We start from the raw sequence: 26,528 nt of genomic DNA on the forward strand, positions 1-26,528 counted from the left end.
CCAGACCGGACGTCCGACCTGCGACGACGCGGTGGCCTCAGTGCTCGGGCAGCTCCTGCGCCTGGTCCCGCTCGGCAGCGAGGGAGCCCAGCAGCCGGAGGGCGTCGGAGTCGCTCGAGCCCGGCTCGGCCAGGTAGACGACGAGCTGCTGCCCGGGCGCGCTGCGGACGTCGAGGGTCTGCATCCGCAGGGTCACCCGGCCGACGCCGGGGTGCAGGAACGTCTTCTCCTCGGCGCTCTTGCCGCGTGCCTCCTGCCGCGCCCAGATCCGGGCGAAGTCGGGGCTCTGCTGGGTCAGGTGCCGCACCAGGTGCCGGGCACGCGGGTCGCCCGGCCGGGCGCCGTGCTGCAGCCGGAACCCGGCGACGGTGTTGACCGCCGCGCGCGACCAGTCCGCGTAGAACGTGCGCGCGGCGGGGTCCAGGAACACGTTGAGCAGCAGGTTGCCCGAGTGGGTGAGCGGGGCGAACAGCGCCGCGCCCAGGCGGTTGCCGGCCAGCACGTCGTAGCTGCGGCCGAGCACCAGCGCCGGGTTGTCCGGCCAGGCCTCCATCAGCCGGAGCAGGTCGGGGTCGACCCGCTCGGGCGAGGTGTCCACCGCCGGCAGGGGTGCGACGTCGGCCAGCCGGTAGAGGTGCAGCCGGGCGTCGTCGTCCAGCAGCAGCACGCCGCTGAGCGCGTCCAGCACCTGCACCGACGGGTGCCGCTCGCGGCCCTGCTCGAGCCGGACGTAGTAGTCGACGCTCACCCCGGCCAGCAGCGCCACCTCCTCGCGGCGCAGGCCCGGCACCCGGCGCCCGTGCCCCGGCGCCAGGGCCACCTGGGCGGGCGTGACCAGCGCGCGGTGGGCCCGCAGGAAGGCGCCCAGCTCACCAGAGGACATGCCCTGACCGTAGGTCCCGCGGCACCGGCCCGGGTGGGTGCGGCACACCCAGGAGGACCGCGGCACCCCAGCGACCGGGCGGCCGGCCGACGGTGGGAGCACCCCACCGATGGAGGAGCAGCCATGACCAGCACACCGTCCAGCCCCCGGGTCGTCCTCGTCACCGGCGCCAGCAGCGGCATCGGCGCCGCCACCACCCGCCGGCTCGCCGGGGAGGGGCACGTCGTCGTCGCGGCCGCCCGCCGCACCGGGCACCTGGAGGCGCTGGCCGCCGAGTGCGCGAAGACCGGCGGCCGGGTCGAACCGCTGGCGCTCGACGTCACCGACCGCGCCGCCGTCGCCGCGGCGGTCGACGGCGTCGTCGACCGGCACGGCCGGGTCGACGTCCTGGTCGCCAACGCCGGGGTGATGCCGCTGTCCCGGCTGGACGCCCTGCTCGTCGAGGAGTGGGACCGGATGATCGACGTCAACGTGCGCGGTCTGCTGCACGGCATCGCCGCGGTGCTGCCGCACTTCCAGCGGCAGGGCAGCGGCCACGTCGTCACCCTGGCCTCGATCGGCGCGCACGCGGTGTCGCCGACGGCGGCGGTCTACTGCGGCACCAAGTACGCCGCCTGGGCGATCACCGAGGGGCTGCGGCAGGAGGCCGACCCGAGCATCCGGGTCACCACCATCTCCCCGGGGGTGACCACCTCGGAGCTCGCGGAGAGCATCTCCGACCCGGTCGCGCAGGAGGCGATGCGCACCTACCGGGCACAGGCCATCCCCGCCGACGCCGTGGCCGGCGCGATCTCCTTCGCGTTGGCGCAGCCGGCCGAGGTGGACGTCAACGAGATCGTCATCCGGCCGGCCGCGCAGCGCTGACCCTCAGCTCTGCGCCGAGGCCCCGGACCCGCTGGCGACCGGGCTGCCCTCGCCGACCGGCGGCTCCGCCTCGTCGGGCCGGCCGGCGAGCCGGCTGGGCCACCACATGTGCCGGCCGACGTCCAGGGTGAGGGCGGTGACCAGCACCGAGCGCACGATGATCGTGTCCAGCAGCACGCCGAGCGCCACCGCGATGCCCAGCTGGGTCAGGAACGTCAGCGGCAGCGTGCCGAGCACCGCGAACGTCGCCGCCAGCACGCACCCGGCCGAGGTGATGACGCCCCCGGTGGCCGCCAGCCCGATCAGCGCGGCCCGGCGGGTGCCGTGGTCGGCCGCCTCCTCCCGCACCCGGGTCATCAGGAAGATGTTGTAGTCGATGCCCAGGGCGACGAGGAACACGAACACGAACAGCGGGAACGAGCTGTCGGTCGCGGTGACCCCGATGGTCCAGTCGAAGATCAGCGCGCTGAGCCCCAGGGCGGCGCCGAAGGACAGCACCACGGTGGCGATCAGGATCACCGGTGCGACCAGCGCCCGGAGCAGCAGGCCGAGCACCACCAGGACGACGAGCATGATCAGCGGGATGATCACCACGTTGTCCCGCTGGGCGGCGTCCTGGACGTCGAGGTTCAGCGCGGTGTTGCCGCCGACCAGCGCCTCGCCGTCGCCGGCGTCGTCCAGCGTCGTCCGCAGCCGCTCGATGGTGCTGTAGGCCGCGGGGCTGTCGAAGGGGTCGGCCAGCGAGGCCTCGATGAGCGCCCGGTCGCCGACCACCTGCGGCTCGCCGGCCTCGGCGATGCCCCGGGTCGCGGCGGTCGTGTCGGCCACCTCGGCGACGGAGTCGGCCGTGGTGACGACGTAGACGGAGTTGCCCGCGACGGCCGGGAAGTGCTGGGCCGCCACCCGCTCGCCCTCGATCGACTCGGGGGTGCCCCGGAAGCCCTCCGCCTGGGTCAGCCCGTTGGGGGAGAGCAGCAGCACCCCGGCGCAGGCCACCAGCAGCAGCGCCCCGGTGACGACCCAGGTGGCCCGCGGCCGAGGCTTGATCCGGGCACCCACCCGGGCCCAGATCCCGGTCGCGCTGGGCTCGGCGCTGCCGAAGGTGGGGCGCACCGGCCAGAAGACCCACCGGCCGCAGATCACCAGCAGCGCGGGCAGCAACGTCATCAGCACCATCAGGGTGACGGCGACGCCGATCGCGGCCACCGGGCCCAGCCCGGCGGTGGAGTTCATCTCCGCGACGACCAGGCACAGCATGCCGAGCACGACCGTGCCGCCGCTCGCGAGCACGGCGGGGCCGGCCCGGTGCACCGCCTCGGTCATCGCCTCGTGCCGGTCGGTGTGCAGCCGCAGCTCCTCCCGGTACCGCGCGACCAGGAGGAGGGCGTAGTCGGTGCCGGCCCCGACGACCAGCACGGTCAGGATGCTCGCGCTCTGCGCGTTGACCGTGAGGTCGGCGTAGCGGGCCAGCAGGTAGATGACCGCCTGCGAGACGAACAGGGCGATGACCGCGGAGAAGATCGGCAGCACCCACAGCACCGGGCTGCGGTAGGTGATCAGCAGGATGAGGACGACGACGCCCAGCGCCGCGAACAGCAGCGTGCCGTCGATCCCCTCGAAGGCCTCCGCCGAGTCGGCGGCGCTGCCCGCCGGGCCGGTCACGTAGGCGGACAGGCCGTCGGGGCCGTCCGAGGCCTCGGCGCGGATGTCGTCGACGAGCGGGGCGATCTGCTCCCAGCCGTCGTCGCCGACGTTGAGCGGGACGATCAGCTGGACGGCCTCGCCGTCCTCGGCGGGGATCGGTCCGGTGACGGTGCCGTCGAGGGCCTCGAGCTGCCCGAACTCCGCCACGTCGTCGGTGACCGCCGCGGTGTCGGCCTCGGTCAGCCCCCCGCTCCGCTCGTAGACGACCACGGCCGGGATGAGGTCGGGGTCCGACCCCAGCTCGGTCTGCAGCTGCAGGGCGCGGGTCGACTCCGCGTCCGACGGCAACCACGCCGCGATGTCGTTCTCCTGCTCGTCGGTGAGGCCACCGGCCAGCGGCGCCGACGCGGCGGCCACCACCAGCCAGAAGACCAGCACCACCCACTTCAGGCGCGGATGGCTGACGCGGGACGCGAACGACCTGCCCATGGGGACCCCCAGGGAGAGCCGGGTCGGCAGACCCGGACGGCGACGGGTGCGGCGGGGACGCTAGCGAGACCGGGCGGTCTCGTCACCGCCTTTTCGCGCGATCGGTAGAGCGCTCCCACGCCCGACGGCACGGGCCTCCGGCCCGTGATCATGTGCTCGCCCGCGGTGACCGGAGGTCAGGCGTCGACGTCGACGAGGACGCGCTCCCGGCTCCCGGCGTCGACCCGCTCGTGCGCGTCGGCGATCGCAGCCAGCGGGAACGGGACGGCGGTCGGCACGCGCAGCGCGCCGGCGGCCGCCGCCGCGGTGAGGTCGGCGGCGGCCTGCCGCTTGGCGGCGACGGGGAAGTCGTCGCTGCCGAGCAGCCGGATCGTCACGTTGTCGAAGAGCATCGGCCAGAACGGGAAGGCGGGCCGGTCCTCCCCGGTGGCGTAGGCGGCGATCACCGTGCCGACCCGGCTCACCGCGGCGTCCAGGTCGGCGTTGGCGGAGAAGGACACCTCCACGACCCGGTCGACGCCGTCGGGCGCGACCGCCCGGACGGCCGCAGCCGGGTCCGGCCCGTCGAGGGCGACGGCGTGGACGACGCCGGCCGCCTCCGCAGCGGGCAGGTCGCGGCCGCGGCGGACCGTGCCGATGACCGTCGCCCCACCCCAGCGGGCCAGCTGGGCGGCGAGCGCGCCGACGCCGCCCAGCACCCCGTGCACCAGCACGGTCGCCCCGGTGACCGGGCCGTCGCCGAAGACCGCCCGGTGCGCGGTGATGCCGGGGATGCCCAGGCAGGCGCCCAGCTCGTCGGTCACCCCGTCGGGCAGGTCGACGGCGAGCGCCTCGGGCACCACGGTGAACTGCGCGGCGGTGCCGGCGGCCCGGTAGGACTGCGCGCCGTACACCCACACGCGCCGGCCGATCCGAGCGCGGTCGACCCCCTCGCCGACGGCGTCGACGACCCCGGCGGCGTCGCTGTGCGGGACCACCTGCGGGTGGGGCATGGCGGAGCCGAGCCAGCCGCGACGCTTCTTGGTGTCCCCGGGGTTGACGCCGGAGAGGCGGACCCGGACCCGCACCTCCCCGGCGGCCGGTACGGGGGCGGGCAGGTCCTCGACGTGCAGGACGTCGTGGGCCGGGCCCTGGCGGTCGTACACGGCTGCGCGCATCGGAGCTCCAGGATGTGAGACGTCGGAAGATGCTTCCTAGGAATACGCTCCACCATGGAGCCGCGCAAGGACGACCGCCGGCAGCTGATCGGCGCGCTGGACCGTGCCGGGACGCGCGCCGAGCGCGTCAGGCCGGCCGCAGCACCGCCTCGTGGTCGGCGAGGAAGGTCTCCAGCGACCGCGCCGGCCGCCCGGTCACCCGCTCCACCGTGCCGGTCACCGGCGCGAAGACGCCGGCCCGCACCCGCTCGAACGTGAGCACGGACAGCTCCCGCTCAAAGCCCTCGGTCCCGGCCACGGCCTCGTCCACCGACACCTCGCGGTGCACCACCGGTCGCCGGGTGGCGGCCGCGAGCAGCTCCGCCGTGCGCGGCAGGGTCAGCGACCCCGGGCCGGAGAGCTCGAGCACCTGCCCGGCCAGCCCCCGGTCGAGCAGCGCCCGCTCGGCCACCGCGGCGATGTCCCGCGCGTCGATCCAGGCGACGCTCGCGCCCCCGCTCACGAACGGCAGGTCGCCACCGTCGCGGAGCCGGCCGAGGTAGAAGCGCGGGTCGGTGAACACCTGCATGAACCAGCTCGGCCGCAGCACCGTCCAGCTCCGCCCGCTGCCGCGGACGACGTCCTCGGCCCGCACCGCCCACCCGTCGGGGCCCACCTGGTCGGCGTCGCGCTCGGACAGCAGGACGACGTGCGTGTCGGGCGCCGTCGCGTCGAGCAGCGCGCCGATCAGCTCGGGCGCGTCGGCGCGGTCCGGCCGGACGACGTACACCGCGTCGACGCCGTCGGTCGCCGCGGGCCAGCCGGCCGGGTCGTCCCAGGAGAACGGGGTCGGCCGCACGCCCGCGGCGTCGACCGTGGCCGGGTCGCTGCTGCCGCCGAGCACCTCGACGCCGGTCCGGGCCACCAGCAGCTCCGCCAGCGGCGCGCCGGTCTTGCCCCGGACCCCGGTCAGCAGGACGCGGCTCACGACGGCCCGCCCGTGCTCCGGCGCCCGCCCGGCGGGAGCCCGGGCAGCGGGGGAGCGGACGGCGCGGTGAGCTCCTCGTAGGCGCTGGTGTGCGCGCGCAGCGCGGAGACCGCATCGGTGACGTCGGTGGCCGGCCGGGCGGCCCGGGAGGCCACCCGCTCGGCCTGGCGCAGCGCGTCGCAGACGTCGGCGACCGTGGCCAGGTGCGCCTGGACCTCCGACTCCAGGTCGGCACCGTCGGCCGGGCCGGTGTCGAGCGCCCGCTGCCGCAACCGCTGCTCGAGCCGGCGTCCCTCGGCCTCCAGGTGCGGCACCACGTCGGGAACGTCACCGAGGTGGGCCCCCGCGGCCCGGGCGCCGTCCAGCTGGCGGCGCAGCCCGTCCCGGGTCCGGGCCACCTCCAGCTGGAGCTCGGCGGCGGCGCGCCGGTGGCCCGGCGGCAGGCGGCGGGCCGCGACGGCCGTGGCCCCCTGCGAGCCCAGCTCCCGGCCGCGCTGGGCGAGCTCCCGGCTCCGGGCCACCAGCGGGCTGCGGCGGACCCGCCGCAGCACCAGCCACCCGGCGAGCGCGGCGAGCAGCAGGAGCACGACCAGCGTGCCGCCGAGGACCGCGAGCACCGTGGGGTCCAGCGAGAGCAGCCACGACAGGTCCTCGTCGTCCTCCAGCTCGAGGGCGACGACGGCGCCGGTGGGCAGGGGGGTGGTCATGCGGCTCCTCGTCCGGGCGGTGTCGGCCCCTGGGGAACGGTCCGGCTCCGTCCCGCGGTTCCCGCCCGTCCGGGCGGAGTGGTCAGGAGCCCACCCGCTGGGGTCTACTCCTCCGGTGTCGACGAGTCCAGGAGAGGGGCCGGCCGTGCAGGTGACGGTGACGGACGCCGCGGAGCAGCACCGGTACGAGGGGCGGGTCGACGGGCAGCTGGCCGCGATCGCGGAGTACATCGCGACCCCGGACCTGGTCGTCTTCACGCACACCGAGGTCCTCCCCGGGCACGAGGGACGCGGGATCGCCTCGCAGCTCGTGCACCAGGCGCTGGACGACGTGCGGCGGCAGGGCTCCAAGGTGCTGCCGCTGTGCCCCTTCGTGGCCGGCTGGATGCAGCGGCACAGCGAGGGCTACGGCGACCTGGAGTACCGCTCGCGGACGACCATCACGGCCTCGACCGGCTGAGCCGCGGGAGCAGCCGGACGGCGGAGGGTACGAGCCGGCGGATGTGGCGGGCGTAAGGGGAACCGCGAACGCCCGGGCGACACGACGGCGCCTTCACTCGCCGCATGAACGGGAGCAGAGGAGCACGACCGGCCACCCGCCGAGCGCCGCGGGCCGTGGCCGCGGGGTTGCTGGTGGTGCTCGCCGCGGCCGTCGCCGTGCTGGGCCTCCGGTCGCTGGCGGGACCGTCGCCGCTGACCGGGTCGCCGGGGGCCGGGTCGACGGCTACCGCCGCGACCCTGAGCGCCGTCCCGCCGGACGCTGCCCCCGCAGCCGGCTCCCCGGGAGCCGCGCCGCCGCCCGCCGACCCGCCGCCCGGGGTGCTGCCCCGCGACGGCCGGACCATCGACGAGGCCGACGGCCTGCTCCCGGGCGGCGCGACGGTCGACGACGAGCGCCCAGGGGTGGCCGCGCTCGACCCGGCCCTGCTCGAGGCGCTGCGCCGGGCGGCCGCGGCCGCCGCGGACGACGGTGTGACGTTCTCGGTCACCAGCGGCTGGCGGTCCGCGCAGTACCAGGAGCAGCTGCTCCGCGAGGCGGTCGCCGAGCACGGGACGGCGGAGGAGGCCGCGCGGTGGGTCGCCACCCCGGAGACCTCCGCGCACGTCTCGGGGGAGGCGGTCGACGTCGGTCCCACGGACGCGATGAGCTGGCTGTCCCAGCACGGCGCCGCGCACGGGCTGTGCCAGGTCTACGGCAACGAGCCCTGGCACTACGAGCTGCGCCCGGAGGCGATCGGCGAGGGCTGCCCGGAGATGTACGACGACCCCACGCAGGACCCGCGGATGCAGGTCGCCGGGGCCCACCGCTGACGACCCGGCGGCGCAGCCACCGCGCGGCGGAAGTGCGGTGGCGCTCGGCCCGGGCGTCGGTGAGTGTGGGAGGCCGGAGCGGGGCGAAGGGGCGATGACGCATGACGGTCGGCGGCGCAGGGTTCAGCGGCAACCTCGGGGAAGGGGAGTACCACCCGGGTCGGGAGGAGGGCTACTCGACCGACGGCACGCTGCACCTGGAGGAGCCCGCGGCCCCGGTCGACCTGGGCACGGTGCACGAGCCAGCCCGGGACACGGTCGTCTACGCCGAGACCGACGTCCTGGTCGTCGGCGGCGGGCCGGCGGGGTGCGCCGCGGCGATCGCCGCCGCCCGGGCCGGCGCCCGGGTCACGCTCGTCGAGCGGTACAACCACCTCGGTGGCCTGTCCACCGGCGGCCTGGTGATCTGGATCGACCGGATGACCGACTGGACCGGGTTCCCGGTGATCTCCGGGTTCGCCGGCGAGATCCTCGACCGGCTGCCCGCCGACGCCGTCGCCGGTGCGCCGCGCGAGCTGTGGGGCTCCACCGACCCGGTGCACGTCGAGCACTGGCGCGAGCGCCTCGGGGCGGCCCGGGAGACGGTGACCTGGTCGCCGATGATCGACCCCGAGTGGCTGAAGACGGTCTCCGCCGAGCTGGTGCACGCCGAGGGCGTCACGCTGGTGCTGCACTCCTGGGTGGTCGGCACGCTCGTCGAGGGCCGCACCGTCCGCGGCGTGCTGTTCGAGAGCAAGGAGGGCCGGCGCGCCATCCTGGCGAAGGTGGTCATCGACGCCACCGGCGACCTCGACGTCTGCGCCGGCGCGGGGGTGCCCTTCGAGTCCGACGTCGACAGCGACGAGAGCCCCGTGGCGCACTGCCTGAACACCAGCTGGATGTGGGCCGGCATCGACTTCGGCCGCTGGCTGGAGTTCCGCCGGACCGATCCCGCCGGGCACACCGCGCTGATGGCGCTGGCGCGCCAGGAGCTGGGCTACGTGGAGCGGCCGTTCGTGGGCTGGCGCGACGACGTGGCGGTGTTCCTCGGGCCGCGGCTGTCCGGCTACAGCGGCCTCAAGGTCGCCGACCTCACCGCGGTCGAGCTCGAGTCGCGGCGGCGGATGCTGGCGCACCTGGAGTTCTTCCGCGCGCACGCTCCCGGCTTCGAGCGCGCCTGGCTGATGCTGTCGGCGCCGCAGCTCGGCATCCGGCACACCCGCCGGCTGATCGGCCGGCACAAGATGAGCCGCGCGGAGTGGATGGAGGCCGTCGTCCACCCGGACGAGATCGGCGTCTCGCCGTCACCGTCGCAGAAGTACGCCAACATCTCGGTGCCCTACGGCGCGCTGGTGGCACGGGACCTGGACAACGTGCTCGCCGCCGGCCGGCACGTGGCCAGCGACCCGGCGACGCAGGCCTTCATGCGGGAGATCCCGCAGTGCTGGATGACCGGGCAGGCCGCCGGGGTCGCCGCCGCCCTCGCCGTCGCCACCGGCACGACGACCGCCGCGGTGGACGTCGGGCTGGTGCAGCAGGAACTGCTCCGCCAGGGCGCGCACCTGCGGCCGGCTGCCGCACGCGTCCCGGCGGGCTGAGGGTCGGTCAGCCGAAGTAGGCGAAGGTGCGGAACTCGATGCTGTGCCGGGGCACGCCGCCCTGACCGGCGGGGTCGGGGAACGCGGTGTGCGGCGCCGACCACGCCCCGCCGCGGTCGGTGTCGCCCAGCTTGATCAGCAGCACCTCGTCCCGCGTCATCCCGGGGAAGTACCACCACTGCTGCTCCGGGCGGTGGTGCACCTTCCAGCTGCTGCCGACCGGCTTCAGGTGGTCGACCGGGCCGGCGGGGTCGGCCGGCAGCTCGTCGACGAACCACGTGGTCACCGGTGCGCCGTCGTCCGCGGCGACGGTGCGGGCGTCGCACAGCGCCAGCGGCCAGTCCTGCGGCGGCGGGCTGAACACCCGCCAGGTGCTGGTGACGACGGCCCGTCGGTACCCGGGACCGTCCGGGAAGTGCCGTCGGTAGGCCCGCGTGACCATGCCCGGCACGTGGTCGGGGGCGTAGTCGACGTGCACCCCGCCGGCCGGCGGCTGCGCCCCGTGCTCGGCCGGGGCGACCGAGCGGCGCAGCTCCCAGCCGCGCGAGAGCACCTGGTCGGCGCCCAGCCGCTGCTGCACGAACCGGCACACCTCGTCGACGTAGACCTGCTCCAGCTGGCCCTGGTCGGTGAAGTCGGTGACCGCGCTGCGGTGGTCGACCACCTCGAAGCCCTGGACGTCGAGGGCGAAGGTGCCCTGCACCGGCCGGCCGTCGCGGACGTCGACCGGGTGCTGCACGCTGCGCTCGGTGGACACCCGGGCGCCGGGGGCGATGAACTGCCGCAGCGGGGTCGTCCCCGGGTCGAGGAAGGTCAGCTCCACCCGGACCGGTGAGCCCATCAGCCCTCCTCCGCCGGGGCCGGGAGCCACCAGAGCGCGGTCGTCAGCGCCCCGTACAGCAGCGCCGGGCCGGTGTGCGGCAGCCGCTTGCCCGCGGCCGCCCGCCGTTCCCCGCGGCGGAACACCGACCGCTCCGCGGCGACCGCGCCGCGGACGGCCAGGACCAGCGCGGCGGTTGCCGACCCGAGCAGCACGGCCTTCTTCCCGGCGGGCAGCGACCGGACGTCGATCGAGGGCAGCGGCTCGCCGTCGACCTCGGGCCGGCGGCGCGCGGCGGCCCACGCCGCCCGCAGCTCCGGTGCGGCCGCGACGAGCGAGACGGCGACGATGCCGGTCTTGGCCCAGGCCCGAGCGGTGCGGGAGGCGATGACGTCGGGGGTGGCGTAGTAGGCGGCGGTCGCCAGCCCGGAGACGAGGACGGTCCCAGCACGGGGGGACGGCGGTCGGGTGGTCATGCGGCCCATCCTGGCGTGCGCGCGGGGCGGGGACGAGGTCAGGGCGACGTTCCCGCCGTCCGTGGGCCTCAGCCGCGATCGGGGTCGGCCCTCGGTGCGCCGGCGTGCCGCTGCCGGTCCTCGGACAGGTAGCCGCTCACCCGCTGCTCGGCCGTCGAGGAGGTGGCGGTGGAGCCGGTGACCGCCGCGACGAACTCCGGGCCGCTGAGGACGACCAGGTCGGTGTCCTCGAGCGCACGCACGGTCGCCGTCCGGGGGACCGCGCGCAGCAGCGCGATCTCGCCGAAGGAGTCACCGGGGCCCAGCCGGCGGATCTCGACGCCGTCGTCGAGCACCGCCACCCGGCCGGACCGGATGACGTAGAACGCGTCGCCCAGGTCGCCCCGGGCGAACACGTCGGTCTGCGCCGGCACGTGCGACTCGCGCAGGCGCAGCGCCAGGCTCTCGATCGCCGGGACCGGCAGGAGCCGCAGCATGGCGACCCGGCGCAGCAGCACGATCCGGTCCTTGCGCACCCCGATGTCGGCGTCGATGGCCCGGAGCCCGGTCCACCGCACCAGGACCACCAGCGGCAGGAGGCAGCCGGTCGCGACGAGCGCGCCGGTGCCGCCGAGCGCGGAGAGGACGAACGGGACGGCCAGCGAGCCGAGCGCCAGGGCGAGGGAGAACGCCGCCTCGGTCAGGGCGAGCACCCGCGCCAGGGTCTGGTCGGGGACGAGCCGCTGGAGCAGGGTGAACCCGGCGACGTCGACGACCGCGTTGGCGGCGCCGATGACGACGAAGGCGCCGACCGCCACCGGGCTGCCCGTGAGCACGCCGATCAGCACCACCGGGAGGCCCCACAGGGCGATCCCGAGCCCGAAGAGGGTGCCGAGCCGGGCGCTGCCCGCCGCGCCGATCGAGGCGATGGCCGCGGCGAACCCACCCACCCCGAACGCGGCCCAGAGCAGGCCGACGCCGGGCCGCCCCAGGTCGGTCACCTCCACGGCCACCACCACGGCCAGCACGGTGAGCGCGCCGCGCACCAGGCACTGCGCGCCGCCCAGCACGATCACGTCGAGCGCCCGGGGACGGCGGCGCAGCTCGGCCAGCCCGTCGACCACGTCCGCGACCACGCCGCCCGGTCCGGCCCCCGCGTCGGTCGCGACCGGGCGCGGGGACTCGTACCGCAGGCCGGCAGCCAGCACGCCGGCGACGCCGGCGAGCAGGCCGACCGCGAGGAAGGCGGCCGCCGGGTCGTACGCCGCGAGCAGCGCGGCCGCGGCCAGGGGGCCGACCAGGGCGGCCGCGCCGTCGAGCACGGCCCGCACGGCGTTGACCCCGGTGAGCTCCTCCGGGGTGGTGCACAGCGTGGGGAACAGCGCGGCGAGCACCGGCCGGTAGGCGGCATGGCAGACGGTCGAGAGGGTGAGCAGCGCGTAGACCACCGTCGGCTGGGCGACGGCCGCCGCGGCGCCGGCCGCGGTGACCGCGCGCAGCGTGCAGGCGGCCACCAGCAGCCCCCGGCGGGACACCCGGTCGGCCAGCGCGCCCAGCCAGGGGAGCGCCAGCGTCGCCGGCAGCACCCGCAGGAAGCCGACCAGCCCCACCCCGGCGGCGCCGTCCTGGTCGAAGGCGTAGACCGTCATCGCGGAGAGGAACAGGAACTCGCCGGTCCAGGCCGACAGGGACGACGCCTGCGCGAGCCGGAGGTTGCGGTTGCGGGTCACCGAGGCCCACGCCTGGCGGTAGGGGCCGCGCACGCCGACGGCGGTCCGCGCCCTGGACGTCGGCTCGGGCACGGGCCTCAGCCGGACGGGACGAGCGACCGCGGGCGCCGCCGCGGGACGACGTGGGGGAGCCCGCGGCCGACCATGTCCAGCGTGGCGCCGATGCGGACCAGCCAGGACGGGTCCCGGGACGGGGCGGGCGGCGGGGCCAGGTCCGCCACGTCTGCGTAGAACGTCTGCACCCGCCCGATGCCCTCGAGGTCCTGCGCGAGCTCCTGGACGACGAGCTCGGCCGAGCTGGGCCCGCCGGCCTGGTAGAGCTCGTCGGAGACCAGGAGGTACTCGGGCACCGGGACCGGGTTCTTGAGCAGCCGGTGGACGTGGATCACGTCCACGCCGACCAGCTTCTTCCGGCGCCTGATCGTCTGGGTGGCGACGTCGCCGACGTGCGCGACGAACTTCAGCTTCAGCGCGCTCGTCCGCGTGCAGCTCTTGCAGGGGCACATGTTGAGCTCGACGAGCCGGCGCTGCGCGTGGAACGCCCGGTGCATCGCGACGGCGGCACCGGTGACGGCGGACAGCGTCGCCGCCCCGTCCAGCCCGTCGGCGTCCCGGGAGAGGAAGGCGGCGTCGCCCTCGATCTCGACCAGGTCGAAGCCCGGCGCGGCGTCGACGATCTGGTCGAGCAGCCGCCTGGTGACCGCCTCGGCGTGCCCGAGCATGCTGCGGTGGAACTGCATGTACTCGGTGTAGCCGCCCATGTCCGCGATCAGCAGCAGTGCCCGCCGGGTGGCCATGGCGGACAGTAGCGCCGCCGACCACGTCGTGGCTGCCCCTCCGTCGCGGGACGAGCCCGCTCGGTCACCGCTCGGGAGCCTGCGGCCGGGGGACGCGGCGGGTCTGCCGCACCCGGGCCAGCAGCGCACCGCCCTCGGCACGCAGCTCCGCGTCGTCCACGGCGACGTCCGCGTCGTGCCAGGTCGTCCACTGGTCGATCCGCACCCAGTCCGCGGGCCCGGGAGCCGCGGCCGCCAGGTGCGCGGTCAGCTCGACGGTCGCCATCGGCAGCGGGGTGGTGCGGACGGCGAACAGCGACGGGGGCAGCGCGTCGAACAGCACGCCGAGCCGCACGAGCGGCGCCAGGTCGCCGTTGACGCGCACCCAGGCGCACAGCCGCGGGTCGCCGCCGCCGGCGAGCGGCCGGTCGGCCCCCAGCGCGCGGATCTCGGTGTGGTCGGCGATCGGCACGAGGTCGCGGGGGAGCGCGAAGGGCTCGCCGTCCTCGGGGCGGCCGACGGCGACCGGTGGGCCAGGGGTGACGACCGGCGACACCGGGACGGCGACCGTCAGCGTGCGCGCCACCGCACGCAGACCGCCGTCCTGGTGCAGCTCGCTGCGCACGCTCGCCGTCCGGCCCGGCCGGTCGACGGCCGCGGCCACGCCGACCTCAGCGCCGGCCCGGACCGGCCCGAGCAGGTGGGCGCTCACCGACCGCGGCGCGGCGCCGGTCAGCCCGGCCGCGGCGTCGAGCAGGTGGCCGACCAGCAGGCCGCCCTGGATGCTGCTGAACGACCGCCAGCTCGGCTCGAACTGCAGCACCCGCCGGCCGTCGAGGAGCCCGGTCACGGCAGCTGCGGGTAGAGGGCGGCGACCCCACCGGCCAGCCCGGCCTGCACCTGGCGGCTGACGTCGTCGGCGAGGACCTCGTGGGCCCCGGCGGCGATGCCGTCGACGGCGGTGCGGGCGACGTCGGCCGGGTCGGACTTCGGCACCGACAGCCCGGCGGTCATGTCGGTGTCGACGTAGCCGACGTGCAGCCCGGCGACCCGGATGCCGCGGGGGGCGAGCTGGACCCGCAGCGCGTTGGTCATCGCCCAGGAGGCGGACTTGGCCGCGCAGTAGGCCCCGGTGCCGGGGAACGCGATCCAGGACAGCGCGGACAGCACGTTGAACACCGACCCGCCGCCGTTGGCCTCGATCTGCGGGACGAACGCCCGGGTCATCGCCAGGGTGCCGTAGCAGTTGGTCCGCATCTCGTCCTCGATCGCCGACCAGTCGCCGTCGAGCAGGTCGACCCGGGTGTCGATGCCGGCGTTGTTGACCAGCAGCGTGACGTCCCCGGTCGCTGCGACGGCCGAGGCCACGGACGCCGGGTCGGTGATGTCCAGCGCGACCTCCGTGGCACCGGGCAGGTCGACGGAGCCCGGCCGGCGCGCCCCGGCGTAGACCGTGGCCCCGCGGGCGAGCAGCTCCCGGGCGAGGTGCCGGCCGATGCCGCGGTTGGCGCCGGTGACCAGCGCGGTGGTGGTGGACAGGTCCATGCGGGCTCCTGGGCGGACGGGTCGGTTCGGTTGTCGAACCGACAGCGCCCGGACGCTACCGCACTCGGTTGGGGATCCGTACCGACTGGTCAGCCTCCGGCGGGCGCGGCTCCGGGCGCGGGCGGGTCGTCGCCGTCGGGCCGCGCGGCCGCGCCGTCGGTGCGCTCGAGGCGCTGGCGGATCGCGGCCACGTTGAGGGCCAGGTCCTCCAGCGCCTCGACGGCCCGGGTGGCGAGCGCGAAGGTCAGGTTCTCCCTCTGCTGACCCGGGCTGGGCTCGCGGTTGCCCCGGGCCGCCGCGTCCCACGGCTCGGGCCCTCCGGACGCGCCGCCGAACAGCTCGCGCATCATCTGCTGGGCCCGCTCGAAGAACTCGCTGGGGTCGGGCCGGTCGCTCGACATCCGTGCTCCTGTCTCCGGTGCTGCTGGATCAGACCTCGACGGCCGTGCCGCAGATGCCGCAGACCTCGAGCCGGCGTCGTCCCCACCGGGCGATCGGGACGAAGAAGACGGTGACCTGCTTGACCGTCTGCACCCGGGCCCACGTCGTGGTGTTGCCGCAGTGCGGGCAGGTGCGCACCTCGCCAGGACCCAGGTCCTTCTCCTTGGTGCCGAAGCCGAAGAGGAAGAACATCCCGCCACCGTAGGCAGCGTGCGCGGCCACCGCCTGGGGAGCGGTGCTGCTCCCGGTGCACCGTCGACATGTGCCCGTCATCACACAGCCGTAGCGTCATCCCGCATGACCACTTCCGCCGCCGCGGAGAACACCGAGCGCACCGGGCTCAAGCGTTCGATCACGGCCACGCAGCTCTACTTCTACGTGGTCGGTGACGTCCTCGGGTCGGGCATCTACGTCCTGATCGGCCTGGTGGCCGCAGCCGTCGGCGGTGCGTTCTGGATGGCCTTCCTGGCCGGGGTCGCGGTGGCCGCCGTCACCGGCCTGGCCTACGCCGAGCTCGTCACCAAGTACCCGCAGGCCGCCGGCGCCTCGCTGTACGTCAACAAGGCGTTCCGCCGGCCGGTGCTCACCTTCTTCATCACCATCTGCATGCTGTCGGCCAACATGGCCGCCGTCGGGTCGCTGGCCTCGGGTTTCGTCCGCTACTTCGCCGGGGTCGTCGGGATGTCCGAGGACGCGGTCATCCCGACCCTGCTGATCGCGCTGGCCTTCATCACCCTCATCACGGTCGTCAACCTGATCGGCATCAGCGAGTCGGTCGCGGTCAACGTGGTCATGACGTTCATCGAGCTCAGCGGCCTGCTGCTCATCATGGTCATCGGCGTCATCGCGATCTTCCAGGGCATCTCCGAGCCCGGCGTGCTGCTGGAGTTCAGCGGCGAGGGCAGCAAGGCCATCGCCGTGGTCTCCGGCGTCTCGCTGGCGTTCTTCGCCATGACCGGGTTCGAGAACGCGGCGAACGTGGCCGAGGAGACGATCGACCCGTCTCGCGCCTTCCCGCGGGCGCTGATCGGCGGCATGGTGACCGCCGGCGCCGTCTACGTGCTGGTCTCCATCGCGGCGGCGCTCGCCGTGCCGATCGACACCCTGGCCGGCAACACGCTGCTGGAGGTGATCCGCGCCGACCTGCTGCCCATCTCGGCGAGCGTCATGCTGGTCGTCTTCGGCCTCATCGCCATGGTCGCGATCAGCAACACCGCGCTGGTCACCGTGGTCGCCCAGTCGCGGATCCTCTACGGGATGGCCCGCGAGGACGTCGTCCCGGGCGTGTTCGCCACGGTCCACCCGACCCGCCGCAGCCCCTACGTCGCACTGCTGTTCGGCGCCGCCGTCGTGGGCTCGCTGCTGGTGATCGGCGCGGTCTTCCAGCTCACCGGGTCCGACCTGGACATCGTCGACCGGCTGGCCACCATCACCGTGGTGTTCCTGCTGTTCATCTACGCGCTGGTGATCGTCGCCTGCCTGAAGCTGCGGGGCAGCGACGAGACGCCGGACACCTACCGGGCGAACACCCCGCTGCTGGTCCTCGGCATCATCGGCAACCTGCTGGTGCTGGCCTACACGGTCATCGACGACCCGGCCGCGCTGCTGTGGGTGGCCGGGCTGCTGGCGATCGGGCTGCTCCTCTTCCTGGCCGAGTACTCCAGCAAGAAGCGGGCCCGAACCGGCACTCCCGCCGACGCACCGCCGACCGACAGGGGACTGTGAGCCGTGCACGTCATCGTCGCGACCGACGGGTCCCAGGCCTCGCTGGCCGCAGCCGGGCAGTTCCAGTGGATCGCGGACTCCCGCGAGATCACCGAGGTCACCGTGGTGGCCGTGGTGAGCCCGTACGCCGCTGTCCCGTTCGCCAACGAGCTCACCGAGCGCCGCAACGTCGAGCCGACCGACTTCAGCTTCCAGGCGGAGGCCGCGGCCGCGGTCGACGTGGTCGCCGGGCTGTTCGACGGCTGGGGGCCGACCATCCACACGCAGGTGCGCAGCGGCTCGCCCGCCGCGGAGATCATCCGGGCGGCCCAGGAGGTCGGCGCGGGCCTCATCTCGCTGGCGTCGGGCAGCCGCGGGCTGACCGCGACCATCCTGCTGGGCACCACGGCGTCACGCGTGCAGCACTCCGCACCCTGCCCGGTGCTGGTCTGCCGGCCCACCCGCACCGCCGACGGCGGCTGAGCGGCCCGGCGGCTGATCCCGGGGACCTCCCCGGCCCCTGTCAGGCCGGCACGTGCTCGTCGAGCCAGTCGAAGACCCGTTCGCCACGCAGCGCCGCCGCCGCCGGTTCGCAGTGCGCGCCCGCCCCTTCGGCAGCCGAGAAGGGCAGGAGCGTGACGGGGCAGGTCAGCGCCGCCGCCATCCGCGCGGACTGACCGGGCCAGAACTGCTCGTCCTCGGGATCGGTGATCAGCATCGGGCAGCGGATCCCGGCCAGCTGCTCGGCGGTCAGCGCGTACTCGCGCGCCGCGGTGAAGAAGTCGAACGGCGAGGTGACCCCGTAGGGCCGCATCCGCCAGGCCAGCAGGGTGCGGGTCGCGGGGGACACCTTGAGTGCCCAGGACATGTCGGTGTCGAACTTCTGCCGGTCCCCGGCGTCCAGCAGCTTCACCAGGAAGCGGGGGAGCTGCTGGAGCATGGTGGTGGAGACGTCGACGACACCCGGGTCGGCGACCGCGGCGGCGATGCGGTGCTCGACGGTGGCGGCCCGTGGCACCCAGTAGCCGCCCTGGCTGATGCCCATCACCGCGATCCGGTCTGGGTCGACGTCCGGCCGCTTCGCGAGGTGGTCGATCACGGGGGTGAGGACGTTCTCCCAGTCGGGCCGGAAGGGGAGGCCCTGTCGCACGAGGGCGGCGTTCTGCCCCGGGCCGTCGTAGGTCATGGCGTTCCAGCCGCGGGCGAGGGCCTCGGCGATGCCGCGGCCCCAGGCGCCGGTCACCGAACCGTCGCTGCCGTTGGTGTAGACCAGCGTCCGCCGGGCCTCGGTGGCCGGGCCGCGCCGGAAGCAGTAGCCGGGCAGGGTGGTGTCCTCGTAGGGGATGGCGATCCGCTCCACGACCACGTCGCCCTCCTCCGTGGTGAGGTCGACGAAGCGGTCCCACGCCGAGCGGTGCCGCTCCCACAGCTCGGTGAAGCCGCCGGTGGCATCGGCCTTGTCGCACGCCTCGGAGTAGTAGCTGGACGCGCGCAGCCAGCGGGCCGCGGCCGTCCGGACGTGGTGGGCGGCCTCGGCGGCCTGCGCCTCCTCCGCGATGCGGTCGGCCGTCGCCGTCCACTGGGCGACCCACGCCTCGGCGTCCCCCTCGGGGATCCGGTCGACGGTCGTCAGGACCTCACCGATGTCGGCCGCGCGCCCGTAGGTGGTGCCGAGGACGCCCTCCACGGAGAACTGGAAGTCGTGGTCCTTGAAGAAGCGGTGCATGTCCGGTCTCCGTTCGCAAGCCCCCGGCGACGGGCGCGTGGTCGTGGGACCTGACGGTGCCCGGGGCACCTCCAAGGCCTCTCCAACGGCAGTCCGGACCGAACGGTGGGCCGGTCAGGCCGGGGCGGCCTCGGCGGCGCGCGGCCCGGGGAGGACGTCGGCCAGGGTGAGCGTCGCACCGGCGGCGCGGAGCCGCTCCGCCTCGGCCGGCTCCAGGGAGCGGGTGACCTCGGCGAGCACGGAGGCCGTCGGCTCCGCCGCGGGCCAGCGCAACCCGTTCCGCAGCGCCTGGGTCCGGGCGGCCGAGAACAGTCGGACCGCCTCGCGCGGGCGGCCGCTCATGGCCGTGACCAGGCCACGCAGTTCGAAGGCGACGGGGCCGTCCGTGTTCCCCAACGTGAGCCGGTGGGCGACCATCCGGTCCGACCACGCCAGGCCCCGGGCCGGGTCGCCGTCCCGGATCGCGGCGATGACGGCCGTCCCCGCGGCGAGCAGGGCCACGTACACGTTGCCCAGGTCCAGTGCGCGGCGGTGCAGGGCAGCCAGGTCCTCGTCGGTCGTCAGACCGTCGCCGCTCACCAGGTGCGCCGCGCAGATCTCGGCGAACAGGTGGAGCTCCGGCTCGTCGCCGGTGTCGGCCACCGTCCGCACCCGCTCGGCCACCTCGCGCGCGCGCTCCACCCCGCCGGCGATGGCCAGCGAGTGCGTCAGCAGGGTCAGCGACTCCACCACGGTGCGCGTCGTGGCGTGCCCGCTGGCGTCGAGGGATGCGAGGGCCGTGCCGATGTGCGGGTCCGCGAGGTCGCGCAGGGCGGCGGAGGACAGCAGGTGGGCGAGCGTCAGGCGGACGAGTGCGGCCGACAGCGGATCGGCCAGGTGCTCGTGCTCCAGGGCCCGCTCGGCCCAGAACCGGCCCTCGACGGACTTGCTGCGGAAGTACCAGAAGCTGCCCAGCCGGCCGGCCAGCCAGACGCCCTCGGCGGAGGGCGCCTCCATGAGCAGGTGCTGCAGGGTCGCTCGGAGCGCGGGCAGGTCGTCGTCGAGGGCGTCGAACCACGCGCTCTCGGTCACGTGCCCGAGCGGCGGCTTGTCCCGGACGAGGCCGATCACCCAGGAGTCCCGGGACCGGCGCAGCCGATCCGCCTCCGCCGCGGCCGCGTGCCCGGCGTGTCCCCGGATCGTGGTGAGCTGGGTGAACAACGACGGTCCGCCCGGCCGGGCAGGGCCCACCGGGACCAGCAGCGAGTGGTGCACGAGGCGGGCGACGAGGTTGCCCGTCTCCTCGAGGTCTCCGTCGGCCTCCGAGCCGCGGTGGACGGCGTCGGCCGCGGCCACCGAGAACGGGCCGGGCAGCGCGGAGACGCTGCGGTGCACCGCGGCCTCGTCGGGGGGCAGCGCGGCGTAGCTCTGCTCGATGGCTGCGCGCACGGTCCGGTGGTGGTCGCTCCCGCGCCCGATGCGGGCCAGCTGGCTCGGGTCGGCGGTGACCTGGTGGGCGATCTCCTCCAGGGTGAAGGCCCGCGCGCGGCCGGCCGCCAGCTCGAGGGCCAGGGGCACGCCGTCCACGGCGGTCGCGATCCGCACCGCGGCGGTCAGCAGGCCCAGGTCCTCGCGGTCCGCGCCCGCGGACGCCAGCCGGTCGAGCAGGAGCGCGACGGCGGGTGAGGTGCTCGCGTCGTCCAGGTCCGTGGGCACCGCGAGCGGGCCGACCGGGTGCACCCGCTCGCCGTCCACCTCCAGGGGCTCCCGGCTGGTCGCAAGGACCGACAACCGGCTCGGCCCGCGGAACCAGTCGTCGACCAGGCCGGCGACCGGGTCCAGGACCTGCTCGCAGTTGTCCAGCACCAGCAGCGCGCGCCGGTCGCGCAGGAAGCCGCGCAGGGCCTCGCCCGGCCGTGCCGTGTCCGCCGGCCCGGAGGCCAGCGCCGACATGACGGCGGACAGCACCGAGCCGGCGTCCCGCGTGGCCGTGAGGTCGACGAACCAGACCCCGCCCGGGAACCGGTCGGCGAGGGTCCGGGCCACCTCGACGGCCAGCCGCGTCTTGCCGCAGCCGGCGGCGCCCACCAGCGTGGTGAGACCGGTCCGCGGCACCTCCCGGACCAGCTCGGCCAGGTCCTGCTCGCGTCCCACCAGCGCGGACGTCCGATGGGGGAGGTGCACCTCGCCGGAGGCACCCTCGACGGGCCGCTCCCCGGCCGTGGGAGCGGGCGCCGGACCCGCCGGGGGGCCGTCGGCGACCGCAGCCGGTGCCGGACCCACGAGCGCGGGGTCCTCGGCCAGGATCCGGCCGTGCAGCTCGCGCAGCTCCGGACCCGGCTCGAGGCCGAGCTCGTCGAGGAGCACCGTGCGGACCTCCGTGTAGCTGCGCAGCGACTCCTCCGCCCGTCCCAGGCGGTGCTGGGCCAGCATGCGCAGCGCCCAGAGCCGCTCGCGCAGCGGTGTGTCGGCCAGGCCGGGCCCCAGCGCGAGCAGCGCACGCTCCGGCGAGCCGGCGCGGAGGAGGGCATCGGCCTGCAGCTCGCGCAGCTGGTCGCGGACCTCCGTCAGCCGGGCCACCGTCGCCACGGCCCACGGTTCGTCGGCGAAGCCGGCGTAGGGCCGCCCCCGCCACAGCCCCAGCGCGCGCTCGGCGCACCGGCAGGCGTCGGCGGCCCGGCCGGTGGCGAGCAGCTCGCGTGTCTCGTCGGCCGCTGCCGTGAAGCGCGCCGAGTCGACGCTCACCGTGTCGGGCACCAGCCGGTAGCCGCCGTGGTCGTGGCGCAGCACCGACGACGGGCGCCCCCGCTCCCGCTGCGGTTCGAGGGCCTTGCGCAACCGCCAGATGTGCGAGTCGAGGGTCGAGGGCGACCGGGCAGGTGACTGCGCTCCCCACATGGCGTCCGACAGGGAGTCCACGCCGACGTGCTGGCCGGCGTTGACCAGCAGGAGGGACAGCGCGGCAGCGAGCCGGGTGCCGCCCAGGCCGACCGGAGTGCCCGCCCGCTCGACCTCGAGGGGCCCGAGATCTCGGATGCGGAGGGCTCCCGCGGGTGGTTCGGACAGCACGGGCCCTCCTGGCGAGCCGGCCCCGTGGCGTCGCGGTGAGGAGGTCCCCCACCTCGGTGACGCGGGTGCGGTCAGCATCCGTGCCCCGGTCGTCCCGGGGCGCCGTCGGACCACTGCGTACCGCATCTGCGCCGGTCGCGGTAGGTCCCCGACGCCGGGTGGGCCGAAAGGGGACGCTGCCCGTCACCGGGGATCACCGGGTGCGGGCGGGACCCGTCTGCTCGACCGGGCGGGGGACCGCGGCGAACACGTCGACCAGCCGGTCCCACCGGTTCCGCCGACCGGCTGGGAACCGGCGGTGAGCGCGAGTGGCGCGGCGGTCACCGTCCCGGTACCACCGGCGCGCGAAGAAGGACGACGGCCGCGCCAGTCGCACGGCTGCGCAGGCGGCGACCAGGGGCACGAACACGCCCACGACGCCGAGCACGACCCGGCCCTTGAGGATCGCGACGGCAGCGAAGAGCAGGTTCAGCAGGATGGTCAGGGCCACGACGCCCTCGCCCCGCGACCGGTCGGCGTCGAACGGGTTGGCGCCGATGAGCAGGAACACGCCCACCACGGCCGCGATGAGCACCGCGTCCACCGAGCTGCGCCCCTCCCGCGACCAGTACACGTCCTCCAGGTGCAGCCAGAGCGCGAACTCGTCGAGCGTGAGAGCCGCCCCGGCACCGAAGAGGACGGCGAGCAGGGCCGCCCAGCCCCCGTTCGGGCGGTAGGCGAACTCGGCGGTCCCCGTCCCCAGCAGCAGGAAGATGCCGTACACCTCGTGGTGGACGTGCACGCCGCCCACGCTCGCGTCGCGGAAGGGGCCCCGGCCGCTGCGGATGGCGTGCGTGATGAACCGGGTGACCAGGAAGGTCGCCAGGAACCCGATCACCAGCCACGCCACGAGCTCGCGGCGACCGGTGACCGCCGGCAGCAGCTCTGGTCCCCAGCCCACGACGACCTCCCCGTCTACCGCACCTCCGCCGGTGCCACCCCACCGGACGGTCGAGTGGCGCAGAGCCTGCGCGGGACGGCTCCAACACCACGCCAACGCCGCCGCTCCCACCGACCGGCGCCGGTGCACCGGGCAGGTTGGAGCGTCCTTGGAGCGGTGCGCTCGACAGTGCCTCCCCGTGCGGCCGGTTCGATCGCCGGCCCGGGAAGTGGGGAGGACACGGTGGAGACCTCCACCTCGCGCGGGCCGTGGTGCCCCGGGCCGACGGTTCGGGGCGTCGACGCCCTGCAGGCCGCGGGCCGCACGCTGGTCAGGGTGCAGGACCTGCTGGGACCGACCGCGCCCGGTGAGACCAACCGGTGACCGCCGACCGTGCGGCCGACCAACGGGCCCGGCGCCTGGCGAAGCTCGAGGCGCTCAAGGCCCGCGGCGCGGGCGCCTACCCCTACCGCTTCCCGACCGACGCCACCGCCGCCGACGTCGTCGCCCGGCACGACGCCCTCCCTCCCGGCGAGCGCACGACGGAACGGGTGCGGCTGGCCGGGAGGGCCGAGCTGGTCCGCCGTCAGGGGCACCTCACCTTCGCCGCGCTGCGCGACCGCACCGGGGTGATCCAGCTGTTCGTGGACACGTCGGTGCTGGGCGCCGGACGTCATGCCGAGTTCGACGACGTCGACCGCGGCGACTGGCTCGGCGTCGAGGGCACCGTGATGCGGACCCGCCGCGGGGAGCTGTCGGTGTGCGTCGGTGACTTCGCCGTCCTGGGCAAGGCCCTGCTCGAGCCGCCGGACAAGCACCGCGGGCTGCCCGACGTCGAGACCCGGTACCGGCAGCGCTACACCGACCTGGAGGCAACGAGCGGACCCGGGAGGTGTTCCGGATCCGGCACGCGGCCGTGCGCGCCATCCGACGGCACCTGGAGGACCGCGGCTTCACCGAGGTCGAGGGCCCGGTCCTGCAGACCATCCAGGGCGGCGCCAGCGCACGGCCGTTCGTCACCCACCACAACGCGCTCGACCTGGACCTCTACCTGCGGATCGCCCTCGAGCTGCACCTCAAGCGGCTGATAGTCGGCGGCATGGAGCGCGTCTTCGAGATCGGCCGGGTGTTCCGCAACGAGGGGATCGACACCCGGCACAACCCCGAGTTCACGATGCTCGAGGCCTACCAGGCCTTCGCCGACTACGGCGACATGATGGACCTCGTCGAGGGCATGGTGACCGATGCGGCCCGCGCCGCCCTCGGGGACGAGCTCACCGTCCACTACGGCGGTCACGCCATCGACCTGTCCGCGACGCCGTGGCCCCGCCGGCGGTTCGCGGACATGATCGCCGAGGTCACCGGCGCGACCATGCACCCGGCCATGCCGCTGGACGAGGCACGGGCGGTGCTCGACCGGCTCGGCATCTCCCACGAGGCGGGCTGGGGGGCCGGGCGCCTGATGAAGGAGGTCTACGACGAGCGCGTCCAGCACACGGTCGTCGGCCCCGTCTTCTGCACCGACTACCCGCGCGAGGTGTCGCCGCTGGCCCGCACGCACCGCGACGACCCCGCCTACGTGGAGCGCTTCGAGCTGATCGTCGCCGGCTTCGAGCTGTGCAACGCCTACTCCGAGCAGAACGACCCCGTCGAGCAGCTGGCCGCCTTCGAGGCCGAGGCGCGGGCGAAGCAGCACGGCGACCCGGAGGCCGGCGACGTGGACCTCGACTACGTGCGGGCGCTGGAGCGGGGCATGCCGTGCACCGGCGGCCTGGGCGTCGGGATCGACCGGCTGGTGATGCTGCTGGCCAGCGTCGACTCGATCCGCGAGGTGATCCTCTTCCCGACGCTGCGACCGGAGTCCGCCCCATCGCCCGGCGGGGGACAGGACGGCGGGGGACAGGACGGGCCCCCGCACCTTCCCGCGGTGCCCGGTCCGGAGGTCCCCGGGACAGCCTCTCCGGGTGGGGCCTCCGTCGTCGCCCTGCCGGACAGCGCGCCCTCGGCGCACCCGCTGCCGGCGGTTCCACGCGCGGGCGGTCACCGCCTCGCGGTCCGGGTGCTCGCCGGCCTCACCGCGCTGTGCGGCGTCCTGCAGTTGCTGATCCGCCTCCCGGTCGTGCACGACCGGGTCGGGGGCGGGGCGCCCGACCTCGACCCGCTGTGGGTGCCGGTCGCCGGCGCGGTCGGCTCGGTGGTCGCCGGGGCGCTGCTCCTCGTCGTCGCCGACCAGCTCGCCCGGCGCCGGCGCCGGGCCTGGCAGGCGGCGGTGGTGCTGTTCGGACTCGCCGGCGTCGCGCACGTGCTCGAGGGCCGGCACCCGGTCGCGGCAGGGGCGTGCGCCCTCGTGCTCGCCGGGCTGGTGCGCCACCGGCGGGCGTTCACGGCCCCGGCCGACCCGCCCTCGCTGCTGCGCGCCCTCCGGCTCCTCCCGATCTACGTGGGAGCCGTCCTGCTGTTCGGGCTGACGACGCTGTGGGCCGAGCGGGACCGCGTCGAGCCGGGCCTGGGTCTCGGCGGGGCGCTGCAGACGGTGCTCGGTGGGCTGGTCGGCATCGACGGCCCCTACAGCTACCGCTCGGGCTTCGTGGCGGCCTTCCTGCCCGGCGCCCTCCTCGCGCTCGGGATCACCGGCCTGGTGCTGCTCGCGGTCCTCCTGCTGCGGCCGGTGGTGGCCAGCCAGCCGCACACCGAGGAGGACTGGCAGCGCGCCACCCGCCTGGTGCGGACCCACGGCTGGGACACCCTGGCGTACTTCTCGCTGCGCGACGACAAGAGCTTCTTCTTCTCCCGGGACGGCGAGGCGTTCGTCGCCTACACCTACATCGGCGGCTACGCGCTGGTCTCCGGTGACCCGGTGGGTGCCCGCGGGTCGGTGGTCCGCGTGCTGGACGAGTTCCTCGCCATGTGCGACGAGCGCGGCTGGACACCGGCCCTGCTGGCGGCGCGGGAGGCCAGCATGCCGCTGTACTCCTCCCGCGGTTTCACCTCGGTGTACCTGGGCGACGAGGCGATCATCGACTGCCGCCGGTTCAGCCTGGAGGGATCAGCGCGCAAGGGCCTGCGGCAGGCGGTGCGGCGCGTCGGCCGCAGCCACGAGTTCCGGCTGATCGCCGAGTCCGACGCGCCGCCGGAGCTGGTCGACCGGCTGAACGCCATCAGCGCCCGCTGGCGCGGGAAGCACCCTGAGCGCGGCTTCACCATGTCGCTGTCCCAGGACGTGCGGGGCGCCGGCGCCGACCCCGAGTTCCTGCTCTGCGTCGCCATCGGCCCGGACGGTGTCCCCGGCGGGTTCCTGCGGCTGGTGCCCGCCTACGGCCCGTCGTTCGGCTACACCCTCGACCTGATGCGCCACGACCCCGACGCCCCCAACGGGATCACCGAGTTCCTCATCGCCTCGGCCGCCCGGGTCCTGCGCGACCGCGGGGTGGCGCGACTGTCGATGAACTTCGCCATGTGGGGTCGCCTGTTCGCCGACGACGTGCCCTTCACCGCCGGCCAGCGGCTGGCCCGGTGGGCGGTGGGCGTGCTCAACCCGTTCTTCCAGATCGAGTCGCTGCGTGACTTCAACGCCCGGTTCGACCCGGAGTGGCTGCCGCGGGTGCTGGCCGTGCGCTCGCTCACCGACCTCCCGCGGGTGGGCCTGCGCTACGCCGGCGCCGAGGGGTTCCTCGCCGTGCCGGGACTGGGCGACCTGCTCGTGCCCAGGGCCGTCGGTGGCGTCCCCGCGCCGTCCGCGCCACCGGGACCGGGCGCGGCATGACC

At 75.3% G+C, this 26,528-nt stretch carries 23 protein-coding genes and 1 pseudogene; 8 read left to right on the plus strand and 16 right to left on the minus strand.

Annotated features, from left to right (window positions below; all coding sequences use genetic code 11):
* Positions 1–37: 37 nt before the first annotated feature.
* Positions 38–883 carry a helix-turn-helix domain-containing protein gene (locus FHX36_RS04425; RefSeq protein ID WP_110551937.1) on the minus strand — a complete coding sequence of 282 codons (846 nt, stop codon included), beginning with the start codon at positions 881–883 and terminating at the stop codon, positions 38–40.
* Between the two features lie 123 nt (positions 884–1,006).
* On the opposite strand from FHX36_RS04425, the gene FHX36_RS04430 reads away from it, so the two are divergent.
* On the plus strand, positions 1,007–1,747 hold the full coding sequence (locus FHX36_RS04430; protein WP_110551928.1) for an SDR family oxidoreductase: 741 nt from the start codon (positions 1,007–1,009) through the stop codon (positions 1,745–1,747).
* 3 nt (positions 1,748–1,750) lie between these two features.
* On the opposite strand, the gene FHX36_RS04435 is transcribed toward FHX36_RS04430, so the two are convergent.
* The 4 genes from FHX36_RS04435 to FHX36_RS04450 all read right to left on the minus strand — a co-directional run bounded on the left by FHX36_RS04435 (position 1,751) and on the right by FHX36_RS04450 (position 6,711).
* Positions 1,751–3,880: an MMPL family transporter gene (locus tag FHX36_RS04435; protein ID WP_110551927.1), complete on the minus strand. Its 2,130-nt coding sequence runs from the start codon at positions 3,878–3,880 to the stop codon at positions 1,751–1,753.
* A gap of 176 nt (positions 3,881–4,056) precedes the next feature.
* On the minus strand, positions 4,057–5,037 hold the full coding sequence (locus FHX36_RS04440) for an NADPH:quinone reductase (RefSeq protein WP_110551926.1): 981 nt from the start codon (positions 5,035–5,037) through the stop codon (positions 4,057–4,059).
* A gap of 127 nt (positions 5,038–5,164) precedes the next feature.
* Positions 5,165–6,004: an NAD(P)H-binding protein gene (locus FHX36_RS04445; protein WP_110551925.1), complete on the minus strand. Its 840-nt coding sequence runs from the start codon at positions 6,002–6,004 to the stop codon at positions 5,165–5,167.
* Positions 6,001–6,711, minus strand: a complete 711-nt coding sequence (locus FHX36_RS04450; RefSeq protein ID WP_183513530.1) for a hypothetical protein — start codon at positions 6,709–6,711, stop codon at positions 6,001–6,003. Before FHX36_RS04450 ends, FHX36_RS04445 begins: the two co-directional genes overlap by 4 nt.
* Before the next feature lie 157 nt (positions 6,712–6,868).
* On the opposite strand from FHX36_RS04450, the gene FHX36_RS04455 reads away from it, so the two are divergent.
* The 3 genes from FHX36_RS04455 (at position 6,869) to FHX36_RS04465 (ending at position 9,599) form a co-directional block, all read left to right on the plus strand.
* A complete protein-coding gene (locus FHX36_RS04455) occupies positions 6,869–7,171 on the plus strand; it encodes a GNAT family N-acetyltransferase (RefSeq protein ID WP_221202767.1) in 303 nt (100 codons plus the stop codon).
* Positions 7,172–7,275: 104 nt separating this feature from the next.
* Positions 7,276–8,022, plus strand: a complete 747-nt coding sequence (locus tag FHX36_RS04460; protein ID WP_183513531.1) for a M15 family metallopeptidase — start codon at positions 7,276–7,278, stop codon at positions 8,020–8,022.
* Positions 8,023–8,123: 101 nt separating this feature from the next.
* The gene (locus tag FHX36_RS04465; RefSeq protein WP_110553926.1) at positions 8,124–9,599 is read left to right on the plus strand and encodes an FAD-dependent oxidoreductase; all 1,476 of its coding nucleotides are present in this window, start codon (positions 8,124–8,126) and stop codon (positions 9,597–9,599) included.
* Positions 9,600–9,606: 7 nt separating this feature from the next.
* Here the strand turns inward: FHX36_RS04465 and FHX36_RS04470 are convergent, their stop codons facing one another.
* The 8 genes from FHX36_RS04470 to FHX36_RS04505 form a co-directional block, all read right to left on the minus strand.
* Entirely contained in the window at positions 9,607–10,440 is an 834-nt protein-coding gene (locus FHX36_RS04470; RefSeq protein WP_110553925.1) for a CmcJ/NvfI family oxidoreductase, read from the minus strand.
* Entirely contained in the window at positions 10,440–10,895 is a 456-nt protein-coding gene (locus FHX36_RS04475; protein WP_110553924.1) for a hypothetical protein, read from the minus strand. Before FHX36_RS04475 ends, FHX36_RS04470 begins: the two co-directional genes overlap by 1 nt.
* A gap of 68 nt (positions 10,896–10,963) precedes the next feature.
* Positions 10,964–12,676, minus strand: coding sequence for an MFS transporter (locus FHX36_RS04480; RefSeq protein ID WP_183513532.1), 1,713 nt, complete (start codon positions 12,674–12,676; stop codon positions 10,964–10,966).
* Positions 12,677–12,681: 5 nt separating this feature from the next.
* Positions 12,682–13,401: a DUF2652 domain-containing protein gene (locus FHX36_RS04485; RefSeq protein ID WP_110550727.1), complete on the minus strand. Its 720-nt coding sequence runs from the start codon at positions 13,399–13,401 to the stop codon at positions 12,682–12,684.
* Positions 13,402–13,465: 64 nt separating this feature from the next.
* Positions 13,466–14,230: an acyl-CoA thioesterase domain-containing protein gene (locus FHX36_RS04490; RefSeq protein ID WP_110550726.1), complete on the minus strand. Its 765-nt coding sequence runs from the start codon at positions 14,228–14,230 to the stop codon at positions 13,466–13,468.
* Positions 14,227–14,925: an SDR family oxidoreductase gene (locus FHX36_RS04495; protein WP_110550725.1), complete on the minus strand. Its 699-nt coding sequence runs from the start codon at positions 14,923–14,925 to the stop codon at positions 14,227–14,229. The genes FHX36_RS04490 and FHX36_RS04495 overlap by 4 nt, the downstream gene beginning before the upstream one ends.
* Positions 14,926–15,014: 89 nt before the next feature.
* A complete protein-coding gene (locus FHX36_RS04500; protein WP_110550724.1) occupies positions 15,015–15,326 on the minus strand; it encodes a hypothetical protein in 312 nt (103 codons plus the stop codon).
* A gap of 28 nt (positions 15,327–15,354) precedes the next feature.
* Positions 15,355–15,558, minus strand: coding sequence for a zinc-ribbon domain-containing protein (locus FHX36_RS04505; protein ID WP_110550733.1), 204 nt, complete (start codon positions 15,556–15,558; stop codon positions 15,355–15,357).
* A 105-nt stretch (positions 15,559–15,663) separates the two neighbouring features.
* On the opposite strand from FHX36_RS04505, the gene FHX36_RS04510 reads away from it, so the two are divergent.
* Together FHX36_RS04510 and FHX36_RS04515 are read left to right on the plus strand one after the other, a co-directional pair.
* Entirely contained in the window at positions 15,664–17,091 is a 1,428-nt protein-coding gene (locus tag FHX36_RS04510; protein ID WP_110550723.1) for an APC family permease, read from the plus strand.
* 3 nt (positions 17,092–17,094) lie between these two features.
* Complete coding sequence (locus tag FHX36_RS04515) at positions 17,095–17,553, plus strand: universal stress protein (protein WP_110550722.1); 459 nt, start codon at positions 17,095–17,097, stop codon at positions 17,551–17,553.
* Positions 17,554–17,593: 40 nt separating this feature from the next.
* Here the strand turns inward: FHX36_RS04515 and FHX36_RS04520 are convergent, their stop codons facing one another.
* The 3 genes from FHX36_RS04520 to FHX36_RS04530 form a co-directional block, all read right to left on the minus strand.
* Complete coding sequence (locus tag FHX36_RS04520; RefSeq protein ID WP_110550721.1) at positions 17,594–18,796, minus strand: alpha/beta hydrolase family protein; 1,203 nt, start codon at positions 18,794–18,796, stop codon at positions 17,594–17,596.
* Positions 18,797–18,910: 114 nt separating this feature from the next.
* Positions 18,911–21,844, minus strand: a complete 2,934-nt coding sequence (locus FHX36_RS04525; RefSeq protein WP_183513534.1) for a BTAD domain-containing putative transcriptional regulator — start codon at positions 21,842–21,844, stop codon at positions 18,911–18,913.
* 193 nt (positions 21,845–22,037) lie between these two features.
* Positions 22,038–22,784 carry a hypothetical protein gene (locus FHX36_RS04530; protein WP_110550719.1) on the minus strand — a complete coding sequence of 249 codons (747 nt, stop codon included), beginning with the start codon at positions 22,782–22,784 and terminating at the stop codon, positions 22,038–22,040.
* A gap of 530 nt (positions 22,785–23,314) precedes the next feature.
* On the opposite strand from FHX36_RS04530, the pseudogene FHX36_RS23345 reads away from it, so the two are divergent.
* Positions 23,315–23,533, plus strand: a pseudogene (locus FHX36_RS23345) (OB-fold nucleic acid binding domain-containing protein); the annotation flags it as partial.
* 146 nt (positions 23,534–23,679) lie between these two features.
* Entirely contained in the window at positions 23,680–26,526 is a 2,847-nt protein-coding gene (locus tag FHX36_RS04535) for an amino acid--tRNA ligase-related protein (RefSeq protein WP_183513535.1), read from the plus strand.
* Positions 26,527–26,528 lie beyond the last annotated feature (2 nt).

This window comes from Modestobacter versicolor, assembly GCF_014195485.1.
Classification (GTDB): Bacteria; Actinomycetota; Actinomycetes; order Mycobacteriales; family Geodermatophilaceae; genus Modestobacter; species Modestobacter versicolor.

What these genes read in the sequence shown, in the direction of transcription:
- FHX36_RS04440 (WP_110551926.1), bottom strand. Translation starts at nt 5,037, where the DNA reads ATGCGCGCAGCCGTGTACGACCGCCAGGGCCCGGCCCACGACGTCCTG.
- FHX36_RS04505 (WP_110550733.1), bottom strand. Translation starts at nt 15,558, where the DNA reads ATGTTCTTCCTCTTCGGCTTCGGCACCAAGGAGAAGGACCTGGGTCCT.
- FHX36_RS04495 (WP_110550725.1), bottom strand. Translation starts at nt 14,925, where the DNA reads ATGGACCTGTCCACCACCACCGCGCTGGTCACCGGCGCCAACCGCGGC.
- FHX36_RS04500 (WP_110550724.1), bottom strand. Translation starts at nt 15,326, where the DNA reads ATGTCGAGCGACCGGCCCGACCCCAGCGAGTTCTTCGAGCGGGCCCAG.
- FHX36_RS04425 (WP_110551937.1), bottom strand. Translation starts at nt 883, where the DNA reads ATGTCCTCTGGTGAGCTGGGCGCCTTCCTGCGGGCCCACCGCGCGCTG.
- FHX36_RS04450 (WP_183513530.1), bottom strand. Translation starts at nt 6,711, where the DNA reads ATGACCACCCCCCTGCCCACCGGCGCCGTCGTCGCCCTCGAGCTGGAG.
- FHX36_RS04465 (WP_110553926.1), top strand. Translation starts at nt 8,124, where the DNA reads ATGACGGTCGGCGGCGCAGGGTTCAGCGGCAACCTCGGGGAAGGGGAG.
- FHX36_RS04510 (WP_110550723.1), top strand. Translation starts at nt 15,664, where the DNA reads ATGACCACTTCCGCCGCCGCGGAGAACACCGAGCGCACCGGGCTCAAG.
- FHX36_RS04485 (WP_110550727.1), bottom strand. Translation starts at nt 13,401, where the DNA reads ATGGCCACCCGGCGGGCACTGCTGCTGATCGCGGACATGGGCGGCTAC.
- FHX36_RS04435 (WP_110551927.1), bottom strand. Translation starts at nt 3,880, where the DNA reads ATGGGCAGGTCGTTCGCGTCCCGCGTCAGCCATCCGCGCCTGAAGTGG.
- FHX36_RS04470 (WP_110553925.1), bottom strand. Translation starts at nt 10,440, where the DNA reads ATGGGCTCACCGGTCCGGGTGGAGCTGACCTTCCTCGACCCGGGGACG.
- FHX36_RS04430 (WP_110551928.1), top strand. Translation starts at nt 1,007, where the DNA reads ATGACCAGCACACCGTCCAGCCCCCGGGTCGTCCTCGTCACCGGCGCC.
- FHX36_RS04520 (WP_110550721.1), bottom strand. Translation starts at nt 18,796, where the DNA reads ATGCACCGCTTCTTCAAGGACCACGACTTCCAGTTCTCCGTGGAGGGC.
- FHX36_RS04460 (WP_183513531.1), top strand. Translation starts at nt 7,276, where the DNA reads ATGAACGGGAGCAGAGGAGCACGACCGGCCACCCGCCGAGCGCCGCGG.
- FHX36_RS04475 (WP_110553924.1), bottom strand. Translation starts at nt 10,895, where the DNA reads ATGACCACCCGACCGCCGTCCCCCCGTGCTGGGACCGTCCTCGTCTCC.